This is a genomic window from Pseudomonas sp. NPDC087346 (genome assembly GCF_044744235.1).
Lineage (GTDB): Bacteria > Pseudomonadota > Gammaproteobacteria > Pseudomonadales > Pseudomonadaceae > Aquipseudomonas.
Genome location: NZ_JBIUXX010000010.1, coordinates 7,006 through 26,358, shown reverse-complemented (window position 1 = coordinate 26,358; position 19,353 = coordinate 7,006). Strand labels below are relative to the sequence as shown.

Annotated in this window: 24 protein-coding genes and 1 pseudogene; 13 read left to right on the top strand and 12 right to left on the bottom strand. The window is 59.0% G+C overall.

The window, feature by feature from the left end; all coding sequences use genetic code 11:
* The first annotated feature begins 79 nt into the window (after positions 1 to 79).
* Entirely contained in the window at positions 80 to 382 is a 303-nt protein-coding gene (locus ACIOZM_RS08660; protein ID WP_401212025.1) for a hypothetical protein, read from the top strand.
* Between the two features lie 105 nt (positions 383 to 487).
* Entirely contained in the window at positions 488 to 1,033 is a 546-nt protein-coding gene (locus tag ACIOZM_RS08655) for a hypothetical protein (RefSeq protein ID WP_401212022.1), read from the top strand.
* A 42-nt stretch (positions 1,034 to 1,075) separates the two neighbouring features.
* Here the strand turns inward: ACIOZM_RS08655 and ACIOZM_RS08650 are convergent, their stop codons facing one another.
* Both ACIOZM_RS08650 and ACIOZM_RS08645 read right to left on the bottom strand, forming a co-directional pair.
* Positions 1,076 to 1,711, bottom strand: coding sequence for a hypothetical protein (locus ACIOZM_RS08650; RefSeq protein WP_401212019.1), 636 nt, complete (start codon positions 1,709 to 1,711; stop codon positions 1,076 to 1,078).
* Positions 1,712 to 1,839: 128 nt separating this feature from the next.
* A complete protein-coding gene (locus tag ACIOZM_RS08645; protein ID WP_401212016.1) occupies positions 1,840 to 2,298 on the bottom strand; it encodes a GNAT family N-acetyltransferase in 459 nt (152 codons plus the stop codon).
* Between the two features lie 142 nt (positions 2,299 to 2,440).
* Here ACIOZM_RS08645 and ACIOZM_RS08640 point away from each other — a divergent pair, with 142 nt between their 5' ends.
* The gene (locus ACIOZM_RS08640) at positions 2,441 to 3,082 is read left to right on the top strand and encodes a TetR/AcrR family transcriptional regulator (RefSeq protein ID WP_401212013.1); all 642 of its coding nucleotides are present in this window, start codon (positions 2,441 to 2,443) and stop codon (positions 3,080 to 3,082) included.
* A 64-nt stretch (positions 3,083 to 3,146) separates the two neighbouring features.
* Here ACIOZM_RS08640 and ACIOZM_RS08635 read toward each other — a convergent pair whose 3' ends face one another.
* From ACIOZM_RS08635 to ggt, 3 genes are all read right to left on the bottom strand, one after another.
* Positions 3,147 to 4,166, bottom strand: coding sequence for a lysozyme inhibitor LprI family protein (locus ACIOZM_RS08635; protein ID WP_401212010.1), 1,020 nt, complete (start codon positions 4,164 to 4,166; stop codon positions 3,147 to 3,149).
* A 128-nt stretch (positions 4,167 to 4,294) separates the two neighbouring features.
* Complete coding sequence (locus tag ACIOZM_RS08630) at positions 4,295 to 4,873, bottom strand: cysteine hydrolase family protein (RefSeq protein WP_401212007.1); 579 nt, start codon at positions 4,871 to 4,873, stop codon at positions 4,295 to 4,297.
* A 78-nt stretch (positions 4,874 to 4,951) separates the two neighbouring features.
* Positions 4,952 to 6,679, bottom strand: a complete 1,728-nt coding sequence (gene ggt / locus ACIOZM_RS08625; RefSeq protein WP_401212004.1) for a gamma-glutamyltransferase — start codon at positions 6,677 to 6,679, stop codon at positions 4,952 to 4,954.
* A 151-nt stretch (positions 6,680 to 6,830) separates the two neighbouring features.
* On the opposite strand from ggt, the gene ACIOZM_RS08620 reads away from it, so the two are divergent.
* On the top strand, positions 6,831 to 7,346 hold the full coding sequence (locus ACIOZM_RS08620) for a methylated-DNA--[protein]-cysteine S-methyltransferase (RefSeq protein ID WP_401212001.1): 516 nt from the start codon (positions 6,831 to 6,833) through the stop codon (positions 7,344 to 7,346).
* Positions 7,347 to 7,427: 81 nt separating this feature from the next.
* Here the strand turns inward: ACIOZM_RS08620 and ACIOZM_RS08615 are convergent, their stop codons facing one another.
* The 4 genes and pseudogenes from ACIOZM_RS08615 to ACIOZM_RS08600 form a co-directional block, all read right to left on the bottom strand.
* A complete protein-coding gene (locus tag ACIOZM_RS08615) occupies positions 7,428 to 8,018 on the bottom strand; it encodes an NUDIX domain-containing protein (protein WP_401211998.1) in 591 nt (196 codons plus the stop codon).
* A gap of 151 nt (positions 8,019 to 8,169) precedes the next feature.
* A pseudogene (locus ACIOZM_RS08610) lies at positions 8,170 to 9,171 on the bottom strand (chitinase); the annotation flags it as partial.
* 40 nt (positions 9,172 to 9,211) lie between these two features.
* Entirely contained in the window at positions 9,212 to 9,847 is a 636-nt protein-coding gene (locus ACIOZM_RS08605; RefSeq protein WP_401211995.1) for a lytic polysaccharide monooxygenase auxiliary activity family 9 protein, read from the bottom strand.
* A gap of 221 nt (positions 9,848 to 10,068) precedes the next feature.
* Positions 10,069 to 10,506, bottom strand: coding sequence for a hemerythrin domain-containing protein (locus ACIOZM_RS08600; RefSeq protein WP_401211992.1), 438 nt, complete (start codon positions 10,504 to 10,506; stop codon positions 10,069 to 10,071).
* Positions 10,507 to 10,653: 147 nt separating this feature from the next.
* Between ACIOZM_RS08600 and ACIOZM_RS08595 the strand changes: the two genes are divergently transcribed.
* Entirely contained in the window at positions 10,654 to 11,079 is a 426-nt protein-coding gene (locus ACIOZM_RS08595) for a GNAT family N-acetyltransferase (RefSeq protein WP_401211989.1), read from the top strand.
* 154 nt (positions 11,080 to 11,233) lie between these two features.
* Here the strand turns inward: ACIOZM_RS08595 and ACIOZM_RS08590 are convergent, their stop codons facing one another.
* Entirely contained in the window at positions 11,234 to 11,584 is a 351-nt protein-coding gene (locus ACIOZM_RS08590; RefSeq protein ID WP_401211986.1) for a hypothetical protein, read from the bottom strand.
* A gap of 134 nt (positions 11,585 to 11,718) precedes the next feature.
* On the opposite strand from ACIOZM_RS08590, the gene ACIOZM_RS08585 reads away from it, so the two are divergent.
* The 8 genes from ACIOZM_RS08585 (at position 11,719) to ACIOZM_RS08550 (ending at position 16,428) form a co-directional block, all read left to right on the top strand.
* Positions 11,719 to 12,048: a DUF6388 family protein gene (locus tag ACIOZM_RS08585; protein WP_401211984.1), complete on the top strand. Its 330-nt coding sequence runs from the start codon at positions 11,719 to 11,721 to the stop codon at positions 12,046 to 12,048.
* A 25-nt stretch (positions 12,049 to 12,073) separates the two neighbouring features.
* Entirely contained in the window at positions 12,074 to 12,778 is a 705-nt protein-coding gene (locus ACIOZM_RS08580) for a YoaK family protein (protein WP_401211981.1), read from the top strand.
* A gap of 183 nt (positions 12,779 to 12,961) precedes the next feature.
* Positions 12,962 to 13,354 (top strand): sulfurtransferase complex subunit TusD, encoded by a 393-nt coding sequence (tusD, locus tag ACIOZM_RS08575; RefSeq protein ID WP_401211978.1) that lies wholly within the window; start codon positions 12,962 to 12,964, stop codon positions 13,352 to 13,354.
* A gap of 1 nt (position 13,355) precedes the next feature.
* Positions 13,356 to 13,712 (top strand): sulfurtransferase complex subunit TusC, encoded by a 357-nt coding sequence (gene tusC, locus ACIOZM_RS08570; RefSeq protein WP_401211975.1) that lies wholly within the window; start codon positions 13,356 to 13,358, stop codon positions 13,710 to 13,712.
* Positions 13,712 to 14,005, top strand: coding sequence for a sulfurtransferase complex subunit TusB (gene tusB / locus ACIOZM_RS08565; RefSeq protein WP_401211972.1), 294 nt, complete (start codon positions 13,712 to 13,714; stop codon positions 14,003 to 14,005). Before tusC ends, tusB begins: the two co-directional genes overlap by 1 nt.
* A complete protein-coding gene (locus ACIOZM_RS08560; RefSeq protein ID WP_401211969.1) occupies positions 14,002 to 14,337 on the top strand; it encodes a TusE/DsrC/DsvC family sulfur relay protein in 336 nt (111 codons plus the stop codon). Before tusB ends, ACIOZM_RS08560 begins: the two co-directional genes overlap by 4 nt.
* A complete protein-coding gene (locus ACIOZM_RS08555) occupies positions 14,334 to 15,335 on the top strand; it encodes a glycosyl transferase family protein (RefSeq protein WP_401211967.1) in 1,002 nt (333 codons plus the stop codon). The genes ACIOZM_RS08560 and ACIOZM_RS08555 overlap by 4 nt, the downstream gene beginning before the upstream one ends.
* Before the next feature lie 91 nt (positions 15,336 to 15,426).
* Positions 15,427 to 16,428, top strand: coding sequence for a glutathione S-transferase family protein (locus tag ACIOZM_RS08550; protein ID WP_401211964.1), 1,002 nt, complete (start codon positions 15,427 to 15,429; stop codon positions 16,426 to 16,428).
* Positions 16,429 to 16,563: 135 nt separating this feature from the next.
* Here ACIOZM_RS08550 and cysG read toward each other — a convergent pair whose 3' ends face one another.
* Complete coding sequence (gene cysG / locus ACIOZM_RS08545; RefSeq protein WP_401211961.1) at positions 16,564 to 17,958, bottom strand: siroheme synthase CysG; 1,395 nt, start codon at positions 17,956 to 17,958, stop codon at positions 16,564 to 16,566.
* Complete coding sequence (serS, locus tag ACIOZM_RS08540; RefSeq protein WP_401212407.1) at positions 17,959 to 19,188, bottom strand: serine--tRNA ligase; 1,230 nt, start codon at positions 19,186 to 19,188, stop codon at positions 17,959 to 17,961. It abuts the gene before it with no gap.
* Between the last annotated feature and the right edge of the window lie 165 nt (positions 19,189 to 19,353).

Genomic DNA, 19,353 nt, shown 5'->3' with positions numbered 1-19,353 from the left:
TGATCGGGCCAGTCATCGCTGACATCGCCCCGCCTGCGCTCTATGCTTGCGCGGTCTTTCTTGCCCATTGAGTTCCAACATGCCGCCACTTCTCACTGCTCGCGAGGTTTGTCAGTGCTTGCGCGATGCTGCGCTTGGGGTTCTTGCGTTCAAGTTGAGCGAGGCACCTGCCGGGGCGGGACTGGTCGCGGTCGATATCGAAGGCTGGCGTCTGGTACTGGATTTTGAAGGTGGGCGGTTGCATCACTGCGAGTCCGCTCGCTGCCCCGATGGACGCGAAGGTGCGCTCGACACCTGGCAAAACTACGGCACCGATCCGGTGAGTTTGCTCAGTACCTGGGAGTTGGCACAAATTGAACGGATGCTCGCTGAGCGGGATTGAAAAGGGATATGGGGGATTGTTTTAGCGGTGTGGACAAACACAGTTGCCCGACGATGGCACTCTGCCCATAATTCGCACCCCTAAATTCCCACGCAAGGAACTGCCGTGAAGAAGTCTCTGTTGTTGATCCCGATGTTGGCGCTGCTGCTGCAAGGGTGTGGCATGACCATGACTCGCTATGAGCCGAGCTACGAAAACGTCCAGAAGCTCAAGCAAACCCCGCCACTGCATGCGATCAGCAATCCTCAAGTAACGGCAGAATCCGGTGAAGGTTCGCTGATGGTGCGGGCCAACCCGATCAGTTCGCCGACCGGCAGCATCCCGGCGCACATTCAGGACGCGATTACCGAAGAACTGCGCAAAGCTGGTTTGCTCGATCCGCAGGCTCAACGTCAGTTGAAAGTCCTGGTGGTGAAAAACAATCTGACTGCCGGCATGGGCACGGGCACTGGTCAGCTCGCCGCGCGCTTCACCCTGCTGAACGGCAACGATGTTGTCTATGATGCGACCAAGGATGTCAGCAGCCAGTGGAGCAGCAGCTTCTTCGGTGTCATCGCGATCCCCAACGCGGTCAATGCTTACAACCCGATGCTGCGGGATTTGCTGAAGGATCTGTACAGCGATCCACAGTTCATTCAGGCACTGAAGTAACAGACAAAAAAAGAGCCGCAATCGCGGCTCTTTTTTTTGGCTTCACGCCCGTGGAATACGGGTTTCGAGTGCCGAGTACTTCAGGTTCTTGTTGTCGACCATTTGCTTGAGCAGCGCGTTGACCTGACGGGTGAACGTGTCATTCACCGCTTCTTTAGGCGTGTTGGCCATCAGCGGGATGAACCAGATGCCGATCCAGGTGCCGACCGCATCATGGTTGCTCGCGGTGGTCAGGGCCTGGCCCGTTCCGTCCACGGCTTCGAGGCTCATGGTGTATTGATCGGTGCCGTACGCCGGGATCACCCCCAGGCTGAAACCGCTGATGAAGCCCAGTACCATCGAACCGGCATTCGGCGGATGGTTGTACATTTTCAGGCGCAGGCTGTAGTCGCCCGGCTGCTTCTGGAACTCGTCCAGGGTGACGCGACCGAACAGGCCGGAGTCGGTGAGGATTTTCTGCAACTGCGGCTTCAGTTGATCACGCGCTTGCGGCACTTCCACGGCGGAAGCGCTTTTCGGCTCGCCCTGATAGAAGTCGAAGTCTACGTAGACATTAGGTTTGTTGGCGTAGTTGGCCATCGACGGCATGGTCACCGGCGCCACTTCGTCTTTGGTGAAACTGGCACAACCGCCCAGCGTAAGTACCAGGCCCAACGCCAGAATTTTCCCGAATTGCATGATGTCCGTCCCTAAATGAACAACGCCAAATGATGGCAATGCGCCTCCATTTCGAAGGCCGGGCGGATTCTAGAGAGAGCTGACGTTCAGGGAAAGGCTGAAATCGCGATTTTCATAAAAATATTCAGTCAGTCCTGCCGCAAATCGAGCAGGTAGGTGTAATAACCCGTATCCCGCACATAACCGAGCGACTCGTACAAACCCTGAGCGCTGAAGTTGTCGGTCGCGGTTTCCAGCATCAGACCCTTCGCGCCAGTCTCCAGAGCGAAATCCCGCGCTGTATTCATCAGCAATCTGCCGACGCCCCGGCCACGGGCGGCCTGAGCGGTGAACAGATCACTGAGCAGCCAGGTACGGTGAGCGTCGATCGAGGAAAACGTCGGGTACAACTGCACAAAACCCAGCGCCTCGCCCCTCTCATCCAGCGCGAGAAAAAGCGCCGATTCGTTGTTGGCCATGCGCTCGGCAATGAACGCCCGCGATTGCTCAAGGTTCGACGGCTGCTGATAAAAGCCTCTGTACGCATCGAATAACCGCGCCACCGCATCCAGATGGGTCGCGTCGGCCCGCAGTGCCTTAATCGTCATATCCCTGCCTCGTTCCTTTAAATGATCGACCCAGCATAGCGCTGTCCGTCAAGTAAGCTGGCCTGATCGCTATATAGTTTTGTATATTGCGAAACCGAAATCGCCAGAACCTGTCCATGCCGTCCATCAATTCCGTGTATCCATGAGCGCCATCCGAGTACGCAACGAGCAACTGATCCTTGCCGCCGCCAGCGAAGAGTTCGCTGCCAACGGCTTCGACGCCACCCAGACCCGCGACATCGCGGCCCGTGCCGGGGTGCCCAAGGCCAACCTGTATTACTACTTCCAGACCAAGGAAAACCTTTACGGCAAAGTGTTGCTGGGGTTTGTCGAACCGCTGCTGGAAGCTTCCGCCGTGCTGCGCGAAAGCGACGATCCGCTGATCGGCCTGCGCGCCTACGTCGCCGCACGCATCCGTATCGCTCGCGAGCACCAGGCCATCGCCAAGGTATTCAGCGGCGAACTGCTGCTGGGCGGTCGCCAGTTACCCGACGAGTGCCGCGACCTGTTGCACGCCGAAGCCCGGCGTAACGTCGAATGCCTGCGTAGCTGGATCGACCGTGGCCTGCTGGCGCCGGTTGATCCTGAACATCTGATGCTGTTTATCTGGTCGGCCACCCGCACCTACACCAATATCGGCTGGCAAATGGGCCGCATCACTGGTCGTGAGGAACCGCAGGATGAGGATTATCAGACGGCGGCGGATACGATTACTCGGTTGGTGCTGGAGGGGGTGATGGCGCAGAGGGTTGGGGAGATTCGTGGGGTTTTGTTTGCGACTTGAGGGAGGTCGGGGCTGCTGTGCAGCCCAACGGGGATAAATCCCCTCGCCACCGGGTTTTGCAAGCTCAGGGCATGAGGTCCAGTGGCAAAGTCTGGTCGTCCGCTATTCGTTTGTGCCAGGCGAGCAATGCATTGGGTACTCGTTTTTTCCATTCCGGCACGTTGGTGTAGTAACGAGCGCGGGATTCGCGCTGATCATCGAAAACCAGCAACACCAGCCACAATTTGCCTTCCGGTGCGCGCATCAGAATCCCCGCGTTGCTATTGGCCAATCCGCGCAGCCAGAATTCATCGACTTGAGCATTCGGAATATCGCTGGAGGCATCGCCCGACGCCATTGATCCGCTGTTTTGCAGCAATGTCTGGTAATCATCCTTGAGCAGCGCATGTAGCAGTTCATCTTCCTGCTGAGTTCGTGCCACGCCAAGGCTGAGCAGATCGTAGTCGATTGACTGTGATTGTTCCGACGCAACATAACGTCCGCCGTAGTAGACCCCCATCCCACCACCGCAAGTTGGATCGGAGCCGTCTTGCGTAACGTCCAGCAAACCATTGAACGCACTGAACTTCAGCGTACAACCTGTTCCGCTGTAATGAGCTTCGGTGCCAACAATGGTGGCAATACCGTCCATATCGCCCGAGTTGGCGCCGGCCACCGCCGATATATCGAAAGATATATGGTCGGCGTCGATGCGCTTTGTTTGCAACGTGGCCCCGGAGGATACGCCCCAGGGAATAATCTGCCAGGTGGCATCCCAACTGAACGGCTTGACCATATATTCAAGCGCCTTGAGTCGCATCAAATACTCGCGACGCAGACACGGAACATCCTCGGCGCATTGATTGCGGTTTTTTAGCCATCCTCGCTGGTCGGCCTTCAACGCTTTCGGATCAGCGACTTTGGCCAAAGTCGGACGCCATAAAGCACCCAGCTTCTTATCAAGATCAGAAATATAAGAATCGCTACAGATGGTTTTTTCAGTCTTGCTGACAGCGCTGGCGCAATCGAAGCTGCTGGCGTGAACGACCGGGATAAATACCAGGGATGTCAGTAACAAGGCATAGCGCAGATTGAACGCGAGCATCGACAGATTCCATTCTTCAGACGGCGGCATTATGCATGCGCCCACCATTTTTGGGGCGCAACAAATCCCTGTGGGAGCGAGCTTGCTCGCGAAGACGTAGTGTCAGGTCACGTTGATGCCGGATGTGCCTAAGCCTTCGCGGGCAAGCCCGCTCCCACAGGGTTTACCGGGCTTTCAGAAATGATGTCGGCGGCGGGTTTGACGTCGATACGGGCCATGGCGCCGGTCAGGTGGGCCAGATCTTTGTTGTGTTCGGCGATGATGTCTTCGGCCGACATGTTGCCGTTGTCGAGGGTGGAATGGGCGTCGGCGACCAACACCACGTCGTAGCCCAGTTGATGGGCTTGGCGCACGGTGGCGTTGACGCAGTAGTCGGTTTGCAGACCACAGATCACCAGCGAATCGAAATCTTCCTTGGGCAGGAGTTTTTGCAGGTTGGTCTGGTAGAACGAATCCGGGGTGGTTTTACGTACGTGCAGATCTTTCTCCGAGGTTTCCAGGCCTTCGGCCAGCTGCCAGCCTTCGGTACCGTGCGTCAGCGGGCTATCCTTTTCTTCGTGCTGAATCAGCAACACCGGCACTCCGGCCTTGCGGGCACGGGCGCTGAGGTGGTTGATGGTGTTGATTACGCGGGGAATGTCGTAGCACTCGTATTCGCCCGAGCAGAGGGCGCGCTGTACGTCGATGATCAGCAGTGCGGTGGCCATGGCGTGTCTTCCTTGATCGGAACTTGAGACAAGGGCGGACGCGAGTCCGCCCCCTATTTATGCCTCTATTTACGCCCCTCAGTAGCCCAGTGACAACCCTGTGTTGCGCCGTGGATCGTTGGCGCCGTAGAAGCGGTTTTTGCCGACCGGTTTACCGCCCAGCGATGGCGCGCCGACCAGAATCGCGGCGATGTGGTTGGCATCTTGCGGCCCGGCAAACTTGTGACCCCAGCTCTCGAGGATTTTCCTGGTGTCGGGACTGGCGGCGTAGTCTTCGAGGTTGGTCTGCTCCGGCATCCACTGCTGGTGGAAACGCGGCGCATCGACCGCTTCCTGCAAGCCCATGCCGTAGTCGATGACGTTGAGCATAGTCAGCAACGTCGCGGTGATGATGCGACTGCCACCCGGCGTGCCGACCACCATTACCACTTTGCCGTCCTTGGTGACGATGGTCGGGCTCATTGACGACAACGGCGCCTTGCCGGGAGCGATGGCATTGGCTTCGCCCTGTACCAGACCGTACATGTTTGGCACGCCGACCTTGGAGGTGAAGTCGTCCATCTCGTCGTTGAGAATCACCCCGGTTTTGCTCGCCATCACACCCGCGCCGAACCAGTCGTTGAGGGTGTAAGTCACCGACACCGCATTGCCCCACTTGTCGACGATGGAATAGTGAGTGGTGTTGCTGCCTTCATGCGGCGCCACACCGGGTTTCAATTCAGCCGAGACACCGGCCTTCTGCGGCTGAATCGCATCGCGCAGCTTGGTCGCGTAGTTCTTGTCGAGCAGGTGCTCGATAGGGTTCTTCACGAAGTCCGGATCGCCGAGGTAGCTGTTGCGATCCACATAAGCGTGGCGCATCGCTTCGATCTGGTAGTGCATGCCCTGGGCCGAATGGAAGCCCAGATCCTTCATCGGATAACCTTCCAGAATGTTCATGATCTGGCAGATCACTACCCCGCCAGAGCTTGGCGGCGGTGCCGAGACGACGTGGTAACCACGGTAATCGCATTCCACCGGGGCCAGTTCGCGGGTCTTGTATTTGTCGAGGTCGGCCTGGGTGATGATGCCTTTGTTGGCCTGGCTCGACGTGACGATGGCGTCGGCTACCCAGCCTTTATAGAAACCGTCGGTGCCCTTCTCGGAAATCGTCCGCAGGGTCTTGCCGAGGTCTTTCTGCACCAGTTTTTGCCCGACCTGCATCGGCTCGCCGTTGTGCAGGAAGATCGAGCCAGAGTCGCGCATGTCCTTTTTGAACACATCGGTGGCGTAGTCGAGCAGATCGACGTCGCCCTGTTGCAGCTCAAACCCTTCTTCCGCCAGTTTGATCGCCGGGGCAATCATTTCCTTGCGCGGCTTGGTGCCGTACTTGGTCAGCGCCAGTTCCATGCCCGAGACAGTGCCGGGAATGCCAACCGCCAGATGGCCGCGAGTGCTCAGGTCCGGGACGACGTTGCCGTCCTTGTCGAGGTACATGTTGGCCGTCGCCGCCAATGGGGCTTTTTCGCGGAAGTCGAGGAACGTCTTGCGACCGTCGGCCAACTGAATGGTCATGAAACCGCCACCGCCGAGGTTGCCCGCTGCGGGATAAACCACCGCCAGCGCATACCCCACCGCGACCGCCGCATCCACCGCGTTGCCGCCACTTTTCAATACATCGACACCGACGTGCGTGGCCAGATGTTGCGCAGTAACCACCATGCCGTTTTCGGCGGCGACCGGCGCCACCGACGCGGCGTGGGCCATCAGACAGCTGAGTGCCAGGGAGGTCGCTATCAGCGATTTGGCTAAAGGTCCGTACTTCATGAGTCGATCTCTTTTTTTGTTTTTAGGGTCTGTGAACAACAGAGGGAGCGCTTCAAGAGCAACAAGCAGTATGGCTCCGTTTGCGTATTGCGCCTCCCCGATCAGGCAGTATGCTGGGCGCCATTGCTGTCCTGATCCGGAGTTCGCCTGCATGTCTTTCACCTTCATCACTCTGCCCTCGCCCGTCGGCGAGTTGAAGCTGGTCGCGAACGGTTCACGACTGGCGGCCATCCTCTGGGAAAACGACAAACTGGGGCGAGTGCGTCTCGGGCCGATGACTGAGGCGCCAGACAATCCGGTTCTGGTGAAAACGGCTCGGCAACTTGCAGAATATTTTTCCGGCAGCCGTGACTGTTTCGATGTTGAGCTGGATTTCGTCGGCACCGAGTTTCAGAAAAAGGTCTGGGCGGCGCTGTTGACCATTCCGTTTGGCGAGACGCGAACCTATAGCCAGATCGCCGAGCAGATCGGTAACCCGAGCGCGGTGCGGGCGGTGGGCGCAGCGAATGGGCGGAATCCGATTTCGATTATCGCGCCGTGTCATCGGGTGATTGGTGCGTCGGGGAAGTTGACTGGATTCGCCGGAGGGCTAGAGGCGAAGGAGCGGTTGTTGACGCTGGAGGGTGGCGACTGGGCTGGCGTGGGTAAAACCGGAGAGCTGTTTTAGATCAAAAGATCGCAGCCTTCGGCAGCCCTTGCATTGGACTGCATTCCAGGGTGAGAGCTGAAGGCTGCGATCTTTTAGATTTTAACCATCAAACAGGTTATTCATCGCCGCATATTGCAACAGCATGATGGTCTTGGCGTCGCAGACTTCGCCGCGATGGAACGCCGCCAAGGCCTCATCGAAAGACCACTCCAGCACTTCCAGTTCTTCGGTCTCTTCTTCCAGACCGCCGCCAGCGCCGACCTTTGACGCAGAGTCGTATTCGGCAATAAAGAAATGCAGCTTTTCGGTAACCGAGCCGGGGCTCATGTAGGCCTCGAAGACTTTCTTCACGTCATGCACGCGGTAGCCGGTTTCCTCTTCCGCCTCTTCGCGAATTCGTTGCTCCGGTGCAGCACCTTCCAGCAGCCCCGCCGCCACTTCGATCAACAGACCATCATGGCCGTTGACGAAGACCGGCAGACGAAATTGTCGAGTCAGCACCACGCTGCGTTTTTCGCGGTTGAACAACAGAATCGCCGCACCATTGCCCCGGTCGTAGACCTCGCGGCTCTGACGTTGCCATTCGCCGTTATTGCGCAGGTAGTCGAAGGTAATCTTCCTCAGCAGATACCAGTCGTGGGACAACACTTGGGTTTCGACGATGTTGACCCGCTCGGCGGTGTTGGGCATGACGTTCGATCCTTCTCATCAATGGACGTCCATGGTCGAATAATTGCGTCCATAAAAAAAGCCCGGCAGCGCTACCGGGCTTCTTTATTTTCAGCTAACGAGCAAAGTTCGATAGCGCATCAGCCGATTCCGTAGAGGCTGAACCCGCGCCGTGGATCAGCGGCCCATAACGCCGACTGAACTCCCAGTTATACGGCACACGATCCTTGCTGGTGCCGTTGTCCCAGTTTACCGACCAGGTCATCAGGCCCTTGATCGGCAGTCCTTTTATCGCCAGCCGCTTGAGCACATTGCCCACCACGGTTTTGTCGATCACGTAACCGGTGGCGGCCGCATCAACGTTGGCTGGCAAGCCGATGACAAACTTGTCGGCAGCAATCCTGGTGAATCCACGGGTGCCGGTTACCAGACTTTCGGTCAGGTAATAGAGGAAATCCTCTTTCAGCGCGTCGTTGTTCTGCGCGATCCACGCACCGGCGCCGTTGTTGGCCTCTGGCACCCAGACTCCGTCGCCACCCTGGTTGTAGAACTGCGGGGCGATGAAGTCGTAGTAGCCTTCGAGTGCCTGCAAGTAACCGACGTATTTGCCATTGGTGGTCAGGTACGGAAACTCCGGGGCCATGCTGATGATGAAGTGCTTGCCCTGGCCTGTGTAGTGATCCTTGACCAGTTTCAGCGCGGCCGGCAGTACGGTCTTGTTGGCAGCGAAATCAATCGCGCTCTGTTCAAGATCGATGTCCAGCCCATCGAAGCCGTATGTTTCCACCAGACGGATGATTTCATTGGCCAGCGGTTGCTCTTGACCGCTGCGCAAATCGATGTGCGCATCGGCGCCACCGAGGGAAATCAGCACCGCCCGTCCCTGACTGTTCAGCACGCCAACCTGACGCCGGAATTCAGCATCGGAGACGTTGAACGGTTTGAAGGTCGGAATTCCGCTGCCCTTCATGAAGGCGACGGCAACCACGTTGTATTCCGTGGGCACATTCTCCAGGGAGATATTGGCGAATTGACCCCGTTGGTACCCGTCACTCGGCCCTGCTGGCCAGTTGTGCCAGAAGCCCATGAGGATCTTCTTGCCAGCGAGACTCGGCATCAGCGAGGCAGCGTCGGCTGCCAGATTTTGCATCAAGGTAAAGTCGATTTTAGACATGTTCTAATCCTTCAGAACGTGTGGGTTGAGCGTTGCGAACTTATTTGAAGTCCACGTCGAAAGCCTGATAGAAGGCGTTGCCGGTGTTGGCGACGATCCACATCAGCACGATAACGTGATGACCTTTTTTGCCGGCAGGTAGTTTCACTTCGTGATTGACCTTGGCCTTCAATTCATTCGGATAGCTGTAGTACGGCACCTGAGTGTAGAAGTCCTCGGCGAAAGGCTTCGCCTCAAGTTGTGCACGGGTGATGCGTTGCTGCGGGTCCCAGCCATCCTTGGTGATCAGCCAGCGATAACCACGGGTGGTGTGCGGCGCGGTGTAGTTCCATTCGACTTTGAACGTCTGGCCTGGCTCGACATTGAGCAGCGGCCAAGTGAACGGACGGCCCAGTTTCTGGCTCATCTCGGCTGCCGTGAAGTTCACGCAATCACGGGCGTCGGTCTTGCCGCCGCTGAGGATGAAACCATCGGCAGGTGGCGTGACGCTGTCACTGTCAGAGCCGTACGGGGCAGGAAAAGGGCCGGCAGTCAGTGCCGGAAAATTCTTGCCGCCTTCCATTTCGTTGACCTGCCAGGCACCGAGCAATCCTTGCTCGATAGCCACCGCACCGCGGCTGGATGGGGATGTGACACGACCGTGTCGCAGTTGGGTTTGAGCTTCTGGTTGATTCATGTTTTTCACTCCGTTGATTTAAGAACTCTCCTTCCCGAGGAGAGGCCTTCAAGCTAACGGAGGTGATTTTTTTGTCCATCGGCGGATTTTCGCAGGGCTCTCCGATTGCACCAGCAAAACGCCGAATATACTGGATATAAACACAGTATATTGCGCCGATTCCTACCCCACCTATGGCAAAAGGAGTACAGCCCAAAGGTACGAAAACTCGCATTCGCCGCTCACGACAACTGCGCTTTGAACTCTTTTTCGTATTGTCCGGCGAGCTGTTCTTTCTGCTTTTCGTTGAGCAACTTGCCAGCCATCTGGAAAAACTTCTGCTCTTCTTCTTCGAGGTGGTGATGCACCTTGTCCGAGAGTTTCTTCGCGGTGACCAGCCATGCCGGACTGGACATCTCGGTTTCATCCAGCTCTTCCATCATCTCGTCCATCTCATGGTGCTCGGAGATAGCGTGGCGGCTGAGATCGACGCCGTTGTCGAGTTCCATCAACGGGATGTAGAAATGGCGTTCTTCAGCGGTTTCATGGGCCTGTAACTCGGCCTTGAGCTGCTTGTAGGCCTCGACCCTTTCAGGGGTATCGCCGCTGGTTTCGATCAGGGTTTTGGCATAGCTGCGCTGGCGGTCATGGCTTTCGCGCAGGGCTTCGAAAATGTTCATGGAGAGTCCTCGACGGCGAGCGTTTGAAATGACGCTGTAAAGGCTAGACCCCTGCGTACAAGCGGCGGTTCCACCTCATCTAGACAGGATTGGTAGAAATCCCCGAGGCGCGATAGGCTGCGGGCTCACCGCCATAAGGATGTCGCCATGACTTTGCGTATCGAGCTGTCGCAAAACCCCACGGAAGAACAACGCCAAGCCATTCTCGCGCCCCTGCGCGCCCATAACGCGGCCAAGGCTGGCGCGACAACGCCTGAGCCGGTTGCGCTGCTGGTGCGTGATGAGCACGACGCGATCCTCGGCGGGCTGTATGGCCGGGTGTTTTATCAGTGGTTGTTTATTGAGTTGCTGTCCGTTCCGGAAGCGGGACGGGGCCATGGCGTTGGCTCGAAACTGATGCACATGGCCGAAGAGTTCGCCAGGAACAAGGGCTGCGTAGGCATCTGGCTCGACACCTTCGATTTTCAGGCGCCGGAGTTTTACAAGAAGCTTGGGTACAGCGAGTTCGGGGAGATTGTCGATTATCCGCCGGGGCACAAGCGGCACTTTTTCCAGAAGCGCTTGATGGATTGACGCCACCGGCCTCATCGCGGGCAAGCCCGCTCCCACAGTGATCCAGGTTGAACACCGATCGTGTTCCAACACAAAAAAATGTGGGAGCGGGCTTGCCCGCGATGGGGCCCGCAGCAATCAACACATCAAACAGTTGAAACTCAACTGCTTTGCTTTACAAACAAGTCGCCAACGCCGCCAACCGGCGCTTGGCGAAGAAGTCGTCCTTCTGCGCGTAATAGCTCAAAACCGTACCCGAGGCACCGGCGTCCACATCGACAAACGATTCCGCCGAACGCGTGTAAACCGTCGAACCACCCTTCTTGCCCGGCTGCAGATATGCACCCGCATCAACCCCGAACACCGCCTCGTCCTGCCAGGCGAATTGCACGCACTGCGCCACGACGTTCTCGGGCTTGTCCGAGGTCAGGGTTTTATAGGGGGTTTTGGTGCGAGCATCGTTCATTACCGAACCCGCGCAACCGGCCAGCACAGTCGCTGCCAGCGCTACCATCAGAATTCGCATTGCATTCGCTCGTTCAGAAAAAAGCGGACTGTATCACCGCAGCCAGAAGAATCGTTCTGCTTTACTGGATTTATAGCGCGACAGGCACGGGGCGCTTTGGCACCCTAAGGTCATCAGCCTCACAAGGAGCACATATGGCGGCCACCGACCACCGACACGAACACGCCCTGCAACTGTTTCTCGACGCACGCCCCGAACTGCGCGAAACCCTCGACCATCTCAACCCGCTGCTGGCCCAGGCCAAAGGTGAAACCCAGGCGCAATACCGTCAGGAACGCCTGGACGAAGCCTTCGAAGCCGAGGCTGAAAATCAGAAACTGTTTGCCTGGGAGTTGACGTTGAAGCTCACCGTCGCAACGCCCGAGGAGTATCAGGCGCAGCGTCTGGAGGTGCACCGCGAAGTCGCGGAAATGGCCGGCATGGACTGGCTGGAATATTGCGATCTGTATGGCATAGAACCGTAACCGCTCACCCAGGAGAACTTCGCCGATGTTGCCTTCCGCTTCGAGCCATCGCGCCAGCCCCGGCCACCTGCACACGCAGAAGTGGCGCGGTCGGATCGGGCTCGCGCTGGTTGCCAGCCTGTCGGTACTGGCGGGAATGACCGACGCCATTGGTTTCATGGCCAGCGGCGATTTCGTCTCGTTCATGAGTGGTAACACCACTCGACTGGCGGTAGCGATCAGCGATGGCAATCTCGGGCTGATCTTGCGGCTGGTGATCCTGATTTTCACCTTTATCGTCGGCAACGCTTTGGGCATCGTCATTGGGCGGCTCGGCGGACGGCGGGCGCTGCCGTTGATGTTATGCATTGCCACCCTGCTCTGCGCGGCGGCGGCCTGGCCGTATGAAGCGCAACTGCCGGCGCTGCTGGCGGCGATCATCGCCATGGGCATGCTCAATGCCGCGGTGGAGGAAGTGAACGGTCTGCCGGTCGGGCTGACATACGTGACGGGCGCGTTATCACGGTTTGGCCGGGGGTTGGGCCGATGGCTGCTGGGCGAACGGCGCAATGGCTGGCGGGTGCAACTGGTGCCTTGGAGCGGGATGTTCATCGGCGCCATTATTGGTGCGGTGCTGGAACATCATCTGGGACTCAGGGCGCTGTTCGTCAGCGGGTTACTGGCGGGCGTGGTGGCGCTGTTGTCCCTGAGCATCCCCCGGCGCTGGCAACTCGGCTATATGCCGCGCTGAGGTTTCCTGTGACATCCCCCCTGCCGCCATCGCTAGCAGGCTAGCTGCCACTGGGAAGTTGTGATCGGCAGCGGTCAATGTGGGAGCCAGCCTGCTGGCGATGAGGCCGTGTGGGCAACATCGACTTCGCCGCCTCGCCGATAAAGCTTTATCATGGCCGCAGTTTTGCTGATCGAGTCCGTCATGAAGTTCGCCATTGCCGTGTTTTCCGCCGCCCATGCGCCCTCCTCGCGCCGTGCCCTGCTGTTTGCGCAGGCAGCGCTGGCCGGGGGGCATGAAATTGTCCGGCTGTTTTTCTATCAGGACGGCGTTTATAACGCCTCCGATGCCGTGGTCACGCCGCAGGATGAGCTGGACCTGCCCAAGCAATGGCGCACCTTCGTCACCGAACAGCAACTGGACGGCGTGGTGTGCATCGCCGCTGCCCTGCGCCGTGGCGTACTCAATGACGAAGAAGCCAAGCGCTATCAGCGCGACGCGGTTGCCGTCAGCACACCTTGGGAGTTGTCCGGTCTGGGGCAATTGCATGATGCGGTGCAAGACGCCGACCGTCTGATCTGTTTTGGAGGCGCATGACATGGCCAAATCCTTGTTGATCATCAGCCGCCAGTCGCCATGGTCCGGCCCCGGCGCCCGTGAAGCGCTGGACATCGTGCTGGCCGGTGGCGCCTTCGATCTGCCGATTGGCTTGCTGTTTCTCGACGATGGCGTGCTGCAATTGGCTGCCGGGCAAAACGCCAAGGCTGTGCAACAGAAAGACCTCAGCGCCAATCTGCAAGCGCTGCCGATGTTTGGCGTTGAAGAGTTGTTCTATTGCGCCGACAGCGTCGGCATCCGAGGCCTGAATAATGTTTCGCTGGACGAAGCGCAGGCGCTCGACGCCGAAGAAATCACCGCCCTTATTGACCGTTACGACCAGGTGATGACCCTCTGATGTCGACTTTGCATGTGTTGTCTCATTCCCCGTTCGGCGATGCTCGCCTGAGCAGTTGCCTGCGCTTGATCGGCGCGGCCGACGCCTTGCTGTTATCCGGCGATGCCGTCTACGCCTTGCAACCGGGCACTGCGCCGTTCGACACGCTGAACCAGCGCCGAGTGAAACTGTTCGCCCTCGCCGAAGACGCGCAGGCCCGCGCCATCGACGTTCCGGACTGGGCCGAAGCCATCGATTACCCGGCCTTCGTCGAACTGTCGATCCATCACGACAAGGTCAACAGCTGGCTATGAATTCCATGACCGTCGGCGAGCGCGCCATCGAACTGGACAAGGACGGCTTTCTGGTTGACCTGAGCGACTGGTCGCACGACGTCGCCAGCGCCCTCGCCGCCGCCGAAGAAATCGAGTTGAGCCCCGAACACTGGGAAATCCTCGAACTGCTGCGCAGCTTCTACGCTGAATTTCAGCTGTCCCCGGCTACGCGCCCGTTGATCAAATACACCGCGCTGAAACTCGGCGCGGACAAAGGCAACAGCCTGCACCTGAACCGACTGTTCAAAGGCACCCCTGCCAAACTCGCCGCGAAACTGGCGGGCCTGCCCAAACCGACGAATTGCTTATGACCGACTATCCAGCGCTGACCCTCGAGACGCCTGCCGAACATCCATTCGCCCAATTCGTGCGAATCCTCGGCAAAGGCAAGCGCGGCGCCCGCGATCTGACTCGCGAAGAGGCCCGCGAGGCGATGGGCATGGTGCTCGACGATAAAGTCGAAGAGACCCAACTCGGCGCATTCCTGATGTTGCTGCGACACAAGGAAGAAAGCGCCGAGGAAATGGCCGGTTTCACTGAGGCATTGCGCGACCGTTTGCAGGCGCCGCCATTGAATGTCGATCTGGACTGGCCAACTTACGCCGGCAAAAAGCGCCATCTGCCGTGGTATCTGCTGGCGGCCAAATGCCTGGCGCGGAACGGCGTGCGCATCTTCATGCACGGCGGTGGCGCCCACACTGCCGGACGTCTTTACAGCGAGCAATTGCTTGGCGAACTGAACATCCCGTTGTGCCGCAACTGGCAACAGGTCGGTAGCGCACTGGACAACGGTGGTCTGGCGTTCATGCCGTTGATGGACTGGGCGCCTCAACTGCAAAAAATGATCGACCTGCGCAACACCCTCGGCCTGCGCTCGCCGATTCACTCGCTGGCGCGGATTCTCAATCCGCTGGGCGCTCGTTGCGGACTGCAAAGTATTTTCCACCCGGGTTATCAGGCAGTGCATCGCGATGCCAGCGGCTTGCTCGGCGACACGGCGATTGTGGTCAAGGGCGACGGCGGCGAAATCGAGATCAATCCGGATGCCGACAGCCATTTGTACGGCACCACGGGTGGCGAAAGCTGGGACGAGGAATGGCCGCAACTGTCGGCGCAACGCCACGTAAAACCGGCCTCGCTGGACGTTGAACACCTCAAAGCCGTGTGGCGTGGCGACGTGGTCGATAGCTACCCGCAAATGGCGCTGATTTCGACTATGGCGTTGGCATTGCGTGGCCTCGGACAAGATCGGGTTCAAGCCTTCACCACTGCCGAAAACTACTGGGCGGCGCGGAACAAATCGATTTAGCCGATCATTCACGCCCGATCTTTGCGCTTTTTGTTCGAACTCAGCGGAATAGACTCGACTCCAACGTTTATCGGTTTCTGGAGTCTTGATCATGGGTTTACTAGTCGACGGCCGCTGGCAGGACAAGTGGTACGAAAGCAGCAAGGACGGTGCGTTCGAGCGCGAACAGGCCAAACGGCGCAACTGGGTCACCGCTGACGGCCAACCCGGGCCGAGCGGTGAAGGTGGTTTTGCCGCCGAACCCGGGCGTTATCACCTCTACGTTTCCCTCGCCTGTCCATGGGCGCACCGCACGCTGATCTTGCGCAAACTCAAGGGGCTGGAAAGCCTGATTGATGTTTCCGTGGTCAGTTGGCTGATGCAGGAGAACGGCTGGACGTTCGACAAGACCTTCGGCTCGACCGGCGACAAACTCGACCACTTCGAATTCATGCACCAGCGCTACACCGCCGATACTGCCGACTACACCGGCCGCGTCACCGTGCCGGTGCTCTGGGACAAACAGCAGAATCGCATCGTCAGCAATGAATCGGCGGAGATCATCCGCATGTTCAACAGCGCCTTCGATGAACTGACCGGCAATGATCTGGACTTCTATCCGGCGCCGCTGCGCGGTGAGATCGATGCGCTGAACGAGCGGATCTATCCGGCAGTGAACAACGGCGTGTACCGCGCAGGCTTTGCCACGTCGCAACAGGCTTACGAAGAAGCGTTCGATGAGGTGTTTGCCGAACTGGATCACCTTGAACGGGTGCTGGGCGCCAATCGTTATCTGACCGGGGAATACCTGACGGAAGCGGACATTCGGCTGTTCACCACGATGATTCGCTTCGACGCGGTGTATCACGGGCACTTCAAGTGCAACCTGCGACGGATTGCCGATTACCCGAACCTGTCGAACTGGTTACGCGAGTTGTATCAGTGGCAGGGGATTGGCGAGACGGTGGATTTCCAGCACATCAAGCATCACTACTACGGCAGCCACAAGACCATCAATCCGACGGGGATTGTGCCCAAGGGGCCGGAGCAGGATTTCACCGTGGCGCATGATCGTGCGCGGTTGAGCGGGAAAGGGGTTTGGCGTCGGGGCTGAGGTATGTAGCGGTTTTGAGGACCCCATCGCTGGCAAGCCAGCTCCCACAGGAATTTGCGTGATGCTGAAGATTGCAGCATCAACACAGAACCTGTGGGAGCTGGCTTGCCAGCGATTGGGGGCGACGCAGTACTTCTAGACCTGCGCCTGAGCCCCTTCGAACCACGCCAGTTTCTCGCGCAGTTGCACCACTTCACCGACGATCACCAGTGTCGGCGCATGCACTTCATGCTCCGCGACCATTTTTGGCAAGTCTGCCAGCGTGCCAGTAAAGACTCGCTGATTGACCGTGGTGCCCTGCTGGATCAACGCCGCCGGGGTATCGGCGCCGCGACCGTGTTTGATCAACTGCTCGCAGATGATCGGCAGGCCCACCAGGCCCATGTAGAACACCAGCGTCTGCGCCGGGGCGACGAGGTCGGCCCATGGCAGATCGGTGGAACCGTCCTTCAAATGCCCGGTGACAAAACGCACCGACTGCGCGTGATCGCGATGGGTCAGCGGAATCCCGGCATACGCCGCGCAACCACTGGCCGCCGTGATACCCGGCACCACCTGGAACGGAATCCCGTGCGCTGCCAGCTCTTCGATCTCTTCGCCGCCACGGCCGAAGATGAACGGATCACCGCCCTTCAAGCGCACCACGCGTTTACCGGCCTTGGCCAGATCGACCAATTGCTGGTTGATCTGATCCTGCGGCACCGCATGATCTGCCCGACGCTTGCCGACATAAACGCGCTCGGCATCACGACGGCACAATTCGAGAATTGCCGGCGCGACCAGACGGTCGTAGAGCACCACGTCAGCCTGTTGCATCAGACGCAAGGCTTTGAAGGTCAGCAGATCAGGATCACCCGGCCCAGCACCGACAAGATAAACCTCGCCGGTGATCACGGTCGCTTCGCCGTCGATTTTCGCCTGCAACAGGCGTTCAGCCTCGGCGCCCTGCCCGGCCAGTTGCCGGTCAGCAATCGGGCCCTGGAAAACGTCTTCCCAGAACCCGCGACGCTGCTGCACATCCGGGAACAAGCCTTTGACCTGATCGCGGAAACGCGCAGCCAGACCGGCCAGTTGACCGTAAGTGGACGGAATCCAGGTTTCGATCTTGGCGCGGATCAGCCGTGCCAGCACCGGCGCATCGCCGCCGCTGGACACCGCAATGATCAGCGGCGAACGATCGACAATCGCCGGGAAGATCACGCTGCACAGCGCAGGCGCATCGACCACGTTGACCGGCACGCAACGTCGATGGGCATCGCTGGAGACTTGCGCGTTCAACTGCTCGTCGTCAGTCGCGGCAATGATCAGCCCGCAACCGTCCAGATCCGTTTCGGCGTACCCGCGCAGCAGGCACTCGCCACCGCTGGCATCGACCAGTTCGCGCAGTTGCGGTTCGATCTCGGGTGCGACTACCCGCAGCAGCGCACCGGCATCGGCCAGCAGGCGGGATTTGCGCAAGGCAATTTCCCCCCCACCGACGACCAACACACGACTGCCGCGCAGGTTGTGAAACAGCGGCAGATACTTCATTTAGCCGATGACCTCAAGGCCACCCATGTACGGCTTCAGCACGTCCGGCACGCGGATCGAGCCGTCGGCCTGCTGGTAGTTTTCCAGCACGGCAACGAGGGTACGACCGACCGCCAGGCCAGAGCCATTCAAGGTATGCACCAGTTCAGGCTTGCCGGTTTCCGGATTGCGGAAACGCGCTTGCATACGGCGGGACTGGAAGTCGCCACAGTTGGAGCACGACGAGATTTCGCGGTACTTGTCCTGGCTCGGAATCCACACTTCGAGGTCGTAAGTCTTGACCGCGCTGAAGCCCATATCGCCAGTGCACAGCGCCAGGGTGCGGTAAGGCAGACCAAGCAGTTGCAGGACTTTTTCAGCGTTGGCGGTCAGGCCTTCCAGCGCTTCCATCGAGGTCGACGGCTCAACGATCTGGACCATTTCAACCTTGTCGAACTGGTGCTGACGGATCATGCCGCGAGTGTCACGACCCGATGCACCGGCTTCGCTGCGGAAGCAAGGAGTGTGAGCAACGAACTTGATCGGCAGCAATTTCGAATCGACGATTTCACCGGCAACAATGTTGGTCAGCGACACTTCAGCCGTCGGGATCAGGTACAGATCGGCTTCGCCTTCACGAGCGATCTTGAACAGGTCTTCTTCGAACTTCGGCAACTGACCGGTGCCTTGCAGCGCCGGGGCCTGAACCAGATAAGGCGTGTAAGCCTCTTCGTAGCCGTGCTCGTTGACGTGCAGGTTGATCATGAACTGCGCCAGCGCGCGGTGCAGACGGGCAATCGGGCCACGCAACAGGGCGAAACGTGCGCCGGACAGCTTGGCGGCGGTTTCAAAGTCCAGCCAGCCGAACTTCTCGCCCAGGGCCACGTGGTCTTTCACTTCGAAATCGAAAGCAGTCGGCGTACCCCAGCGGCGCACTTCGACGTTGTCGTCTTCGTCTTTACCGACCGGTACCGACTCGTGCGGCAGGTTCGGGATGCCGAGCAGGATCGAATCCAGATCGGTCTGGATCGCGTCCAGTTCGACTTTACCGGCACTCAACTCGCCCGCCATGCGCTCGACGTCGGCCATCAGCGGCGCGATGTCTTCGCCGCGCTGCTTGGCCTGACCGATGGATTTGGAACGCGCATTACGTTCAGCCTGCAGTGCTTCGGTGCGGGTCTGGACGGTCTTGCGCTGTTCTTCCAGCGCTTCGATGCGCGCAACATCCAGGGCATAGCCACGGGAAGCCAGGCGGGGGGGGGGGGGGGGGGGGGGGGGGGGGGGGGGGGGGGGGGGGGGGGGGGGGGGGGGGGGGGGGGCGGGGGGCCCCCCCCCGGGGGGGGGGCGGGGGGCGGGGCGGGGAGGACGCCGGCGAGAAAAAACACCCCCCAGACAAACAAAATGAGGAGGAAGCAA

Coding starts and splice junctions, on each gene's coding strand:
- ACIOZM_RS08650 (WP_401212019.1), bottom strand. CDS start 1,711: ATGCAATTCGGGAAAATTCTGGCGTTGGGCCTGGTACTTACGCTGGGC.
- ACIOZM_RS08585 (WP_401211984.1), top strand. CDS start 11,719: ATGGCGGCCACCGACCACCGACACGAACACGCCCTGCAACTGTTTCTC.
- ACIOZM_RS08580 (WP_401211981.1), top strand. CDS start 12,074: ATGTTGCCTTCCGCTTCGAGCCATCGCGCCAGCCCCGGCCACCTGCAC.
- ACIOZM_RS08595 (WP_401211989.1), top strand. CDS start 10,654: ATGACTTTGCGTATCGAGCTGTCGCAAAACCCCACGGAAGAACAACGC.
- cysG (WP_401211961.1), bottom strand. CDS start 17,958: ATGAAGTATCTGCCGCTGTTTCACAACCTGCGCGGCAGTCGTGTGTTG.
- ggt (WP_401212004.1), bottom strand. CDS start 6,679: ATGAAGTACGGACCTTTAGCCAAATCGCTGATAGCGACCTCCCTGGCA.
- ACIOZM_RS08615 (WP_401211998.1), bottom strand. CDS start 8,018: ATGCCCAACACCGCCGAGCGGGTCAACATCGTCGAAACCCAAGTGTTG.
- ACIOZM_RS08555 (WP_401211967.1), top strand. CDS start 14,334: ATGACCGACTATCCAGCGCTGACCCTCGAGACGCCTGCCGAACATCCA.
- ACIOZM_RS08640 (WP_401212013.1), top strand. CDS start 2,441: ATGAGCGCCATCCGAGTACGCAACGAGCAACTGATCCTTGCCGCCGCC.
- ACIOZM_RS08645 (WP_401212016.1), bottom strand. CDS start 2,298: ATGACGATTAAGGCACTGCGGGCCGACGCGACCCATCTGGATGCGGTG.
- ACIOZM_RS08635 (WP_401212010.1), bottom strand. CDS start 4,166: ATGCTCGCGTTCAATCTGCGCTATGCCTTGTTACTGACATCCCTGGTA.
- ACIOZM_RS08550 (WP_401211964.1), top strand. CDS start 15,427: ATGGGTTTACTAGTCGACGGCCGCTGGCAGGACAAGTGGTACGAAAGC.
- tusD (WP_401211978.1), top strand. CDS start 12,962: ATGAAGTTCGCCATTGCCGTGTTTTCCGCCGCCCATGCGCCCTCCTCG.
- ACIOZM_RS08590 (WP_401211986.1), bottom strand. CDS start 11,584: ATGCGAATTCTGATGGTAGCGCTGGCAGCGACTGTGCTGGCCGGTTGC.
- ACIOZM_RS08660 (WP_401212025.1), top strand. CDS start 80: ATGCCGCCACTTCTCACTGCTCGCGAGGTTTGTCAGTGCTTGCGCGAT.
- tusC (WP_401211975.1), top strand. CDS start 13,356: ATGGCCAAATCCTTGTTGATCATCAGCCGCCAGTCGCCATGGTCCGGC.
- ACIOZM_RS08620 (WP_401212001.1), top strand. CDS start 6,831: ATGTCTTTCACCTTCATCACTCTGCCCTCGCCCGTCGGCGAGTTGAAG.
- ACIOZM_RS08560 (WP_401211969.1), top strand. CDS start 14,002: ATGAATTCCATGACCGTCGGCGAGCGCGCCATCGAACTGGACAAGGAC.
- ACIOZM_RS08605 (WP_401211995.1), bottom strand. CDS start 9,847: ATGAATCAACCAGAAGCTCAAACCCAACTGCGACACGGTCGTGTCACA.
- tusB (WP_401211972.1), top strand. CDS start 13,712: ATGTCGACTTTGCATGTGTTGTCTCATTCCCCGTTCGGCGATGCTCGC.
- ACIOZM_RS08600 (WP_401211992.1), bottom strand. CDS start 10,506: ATGAACATTTTCGAAGCCCTGCGCGAAAGCCATGACCGCCAGCGCAGC.
- ACIOZM_RS08630 (WP_401212007.1), bottom strand. CDS start 4,873: ATGGCCACCGCACTGCTGATCATCGACGTACAGCGCGCCCTCTGCTCG.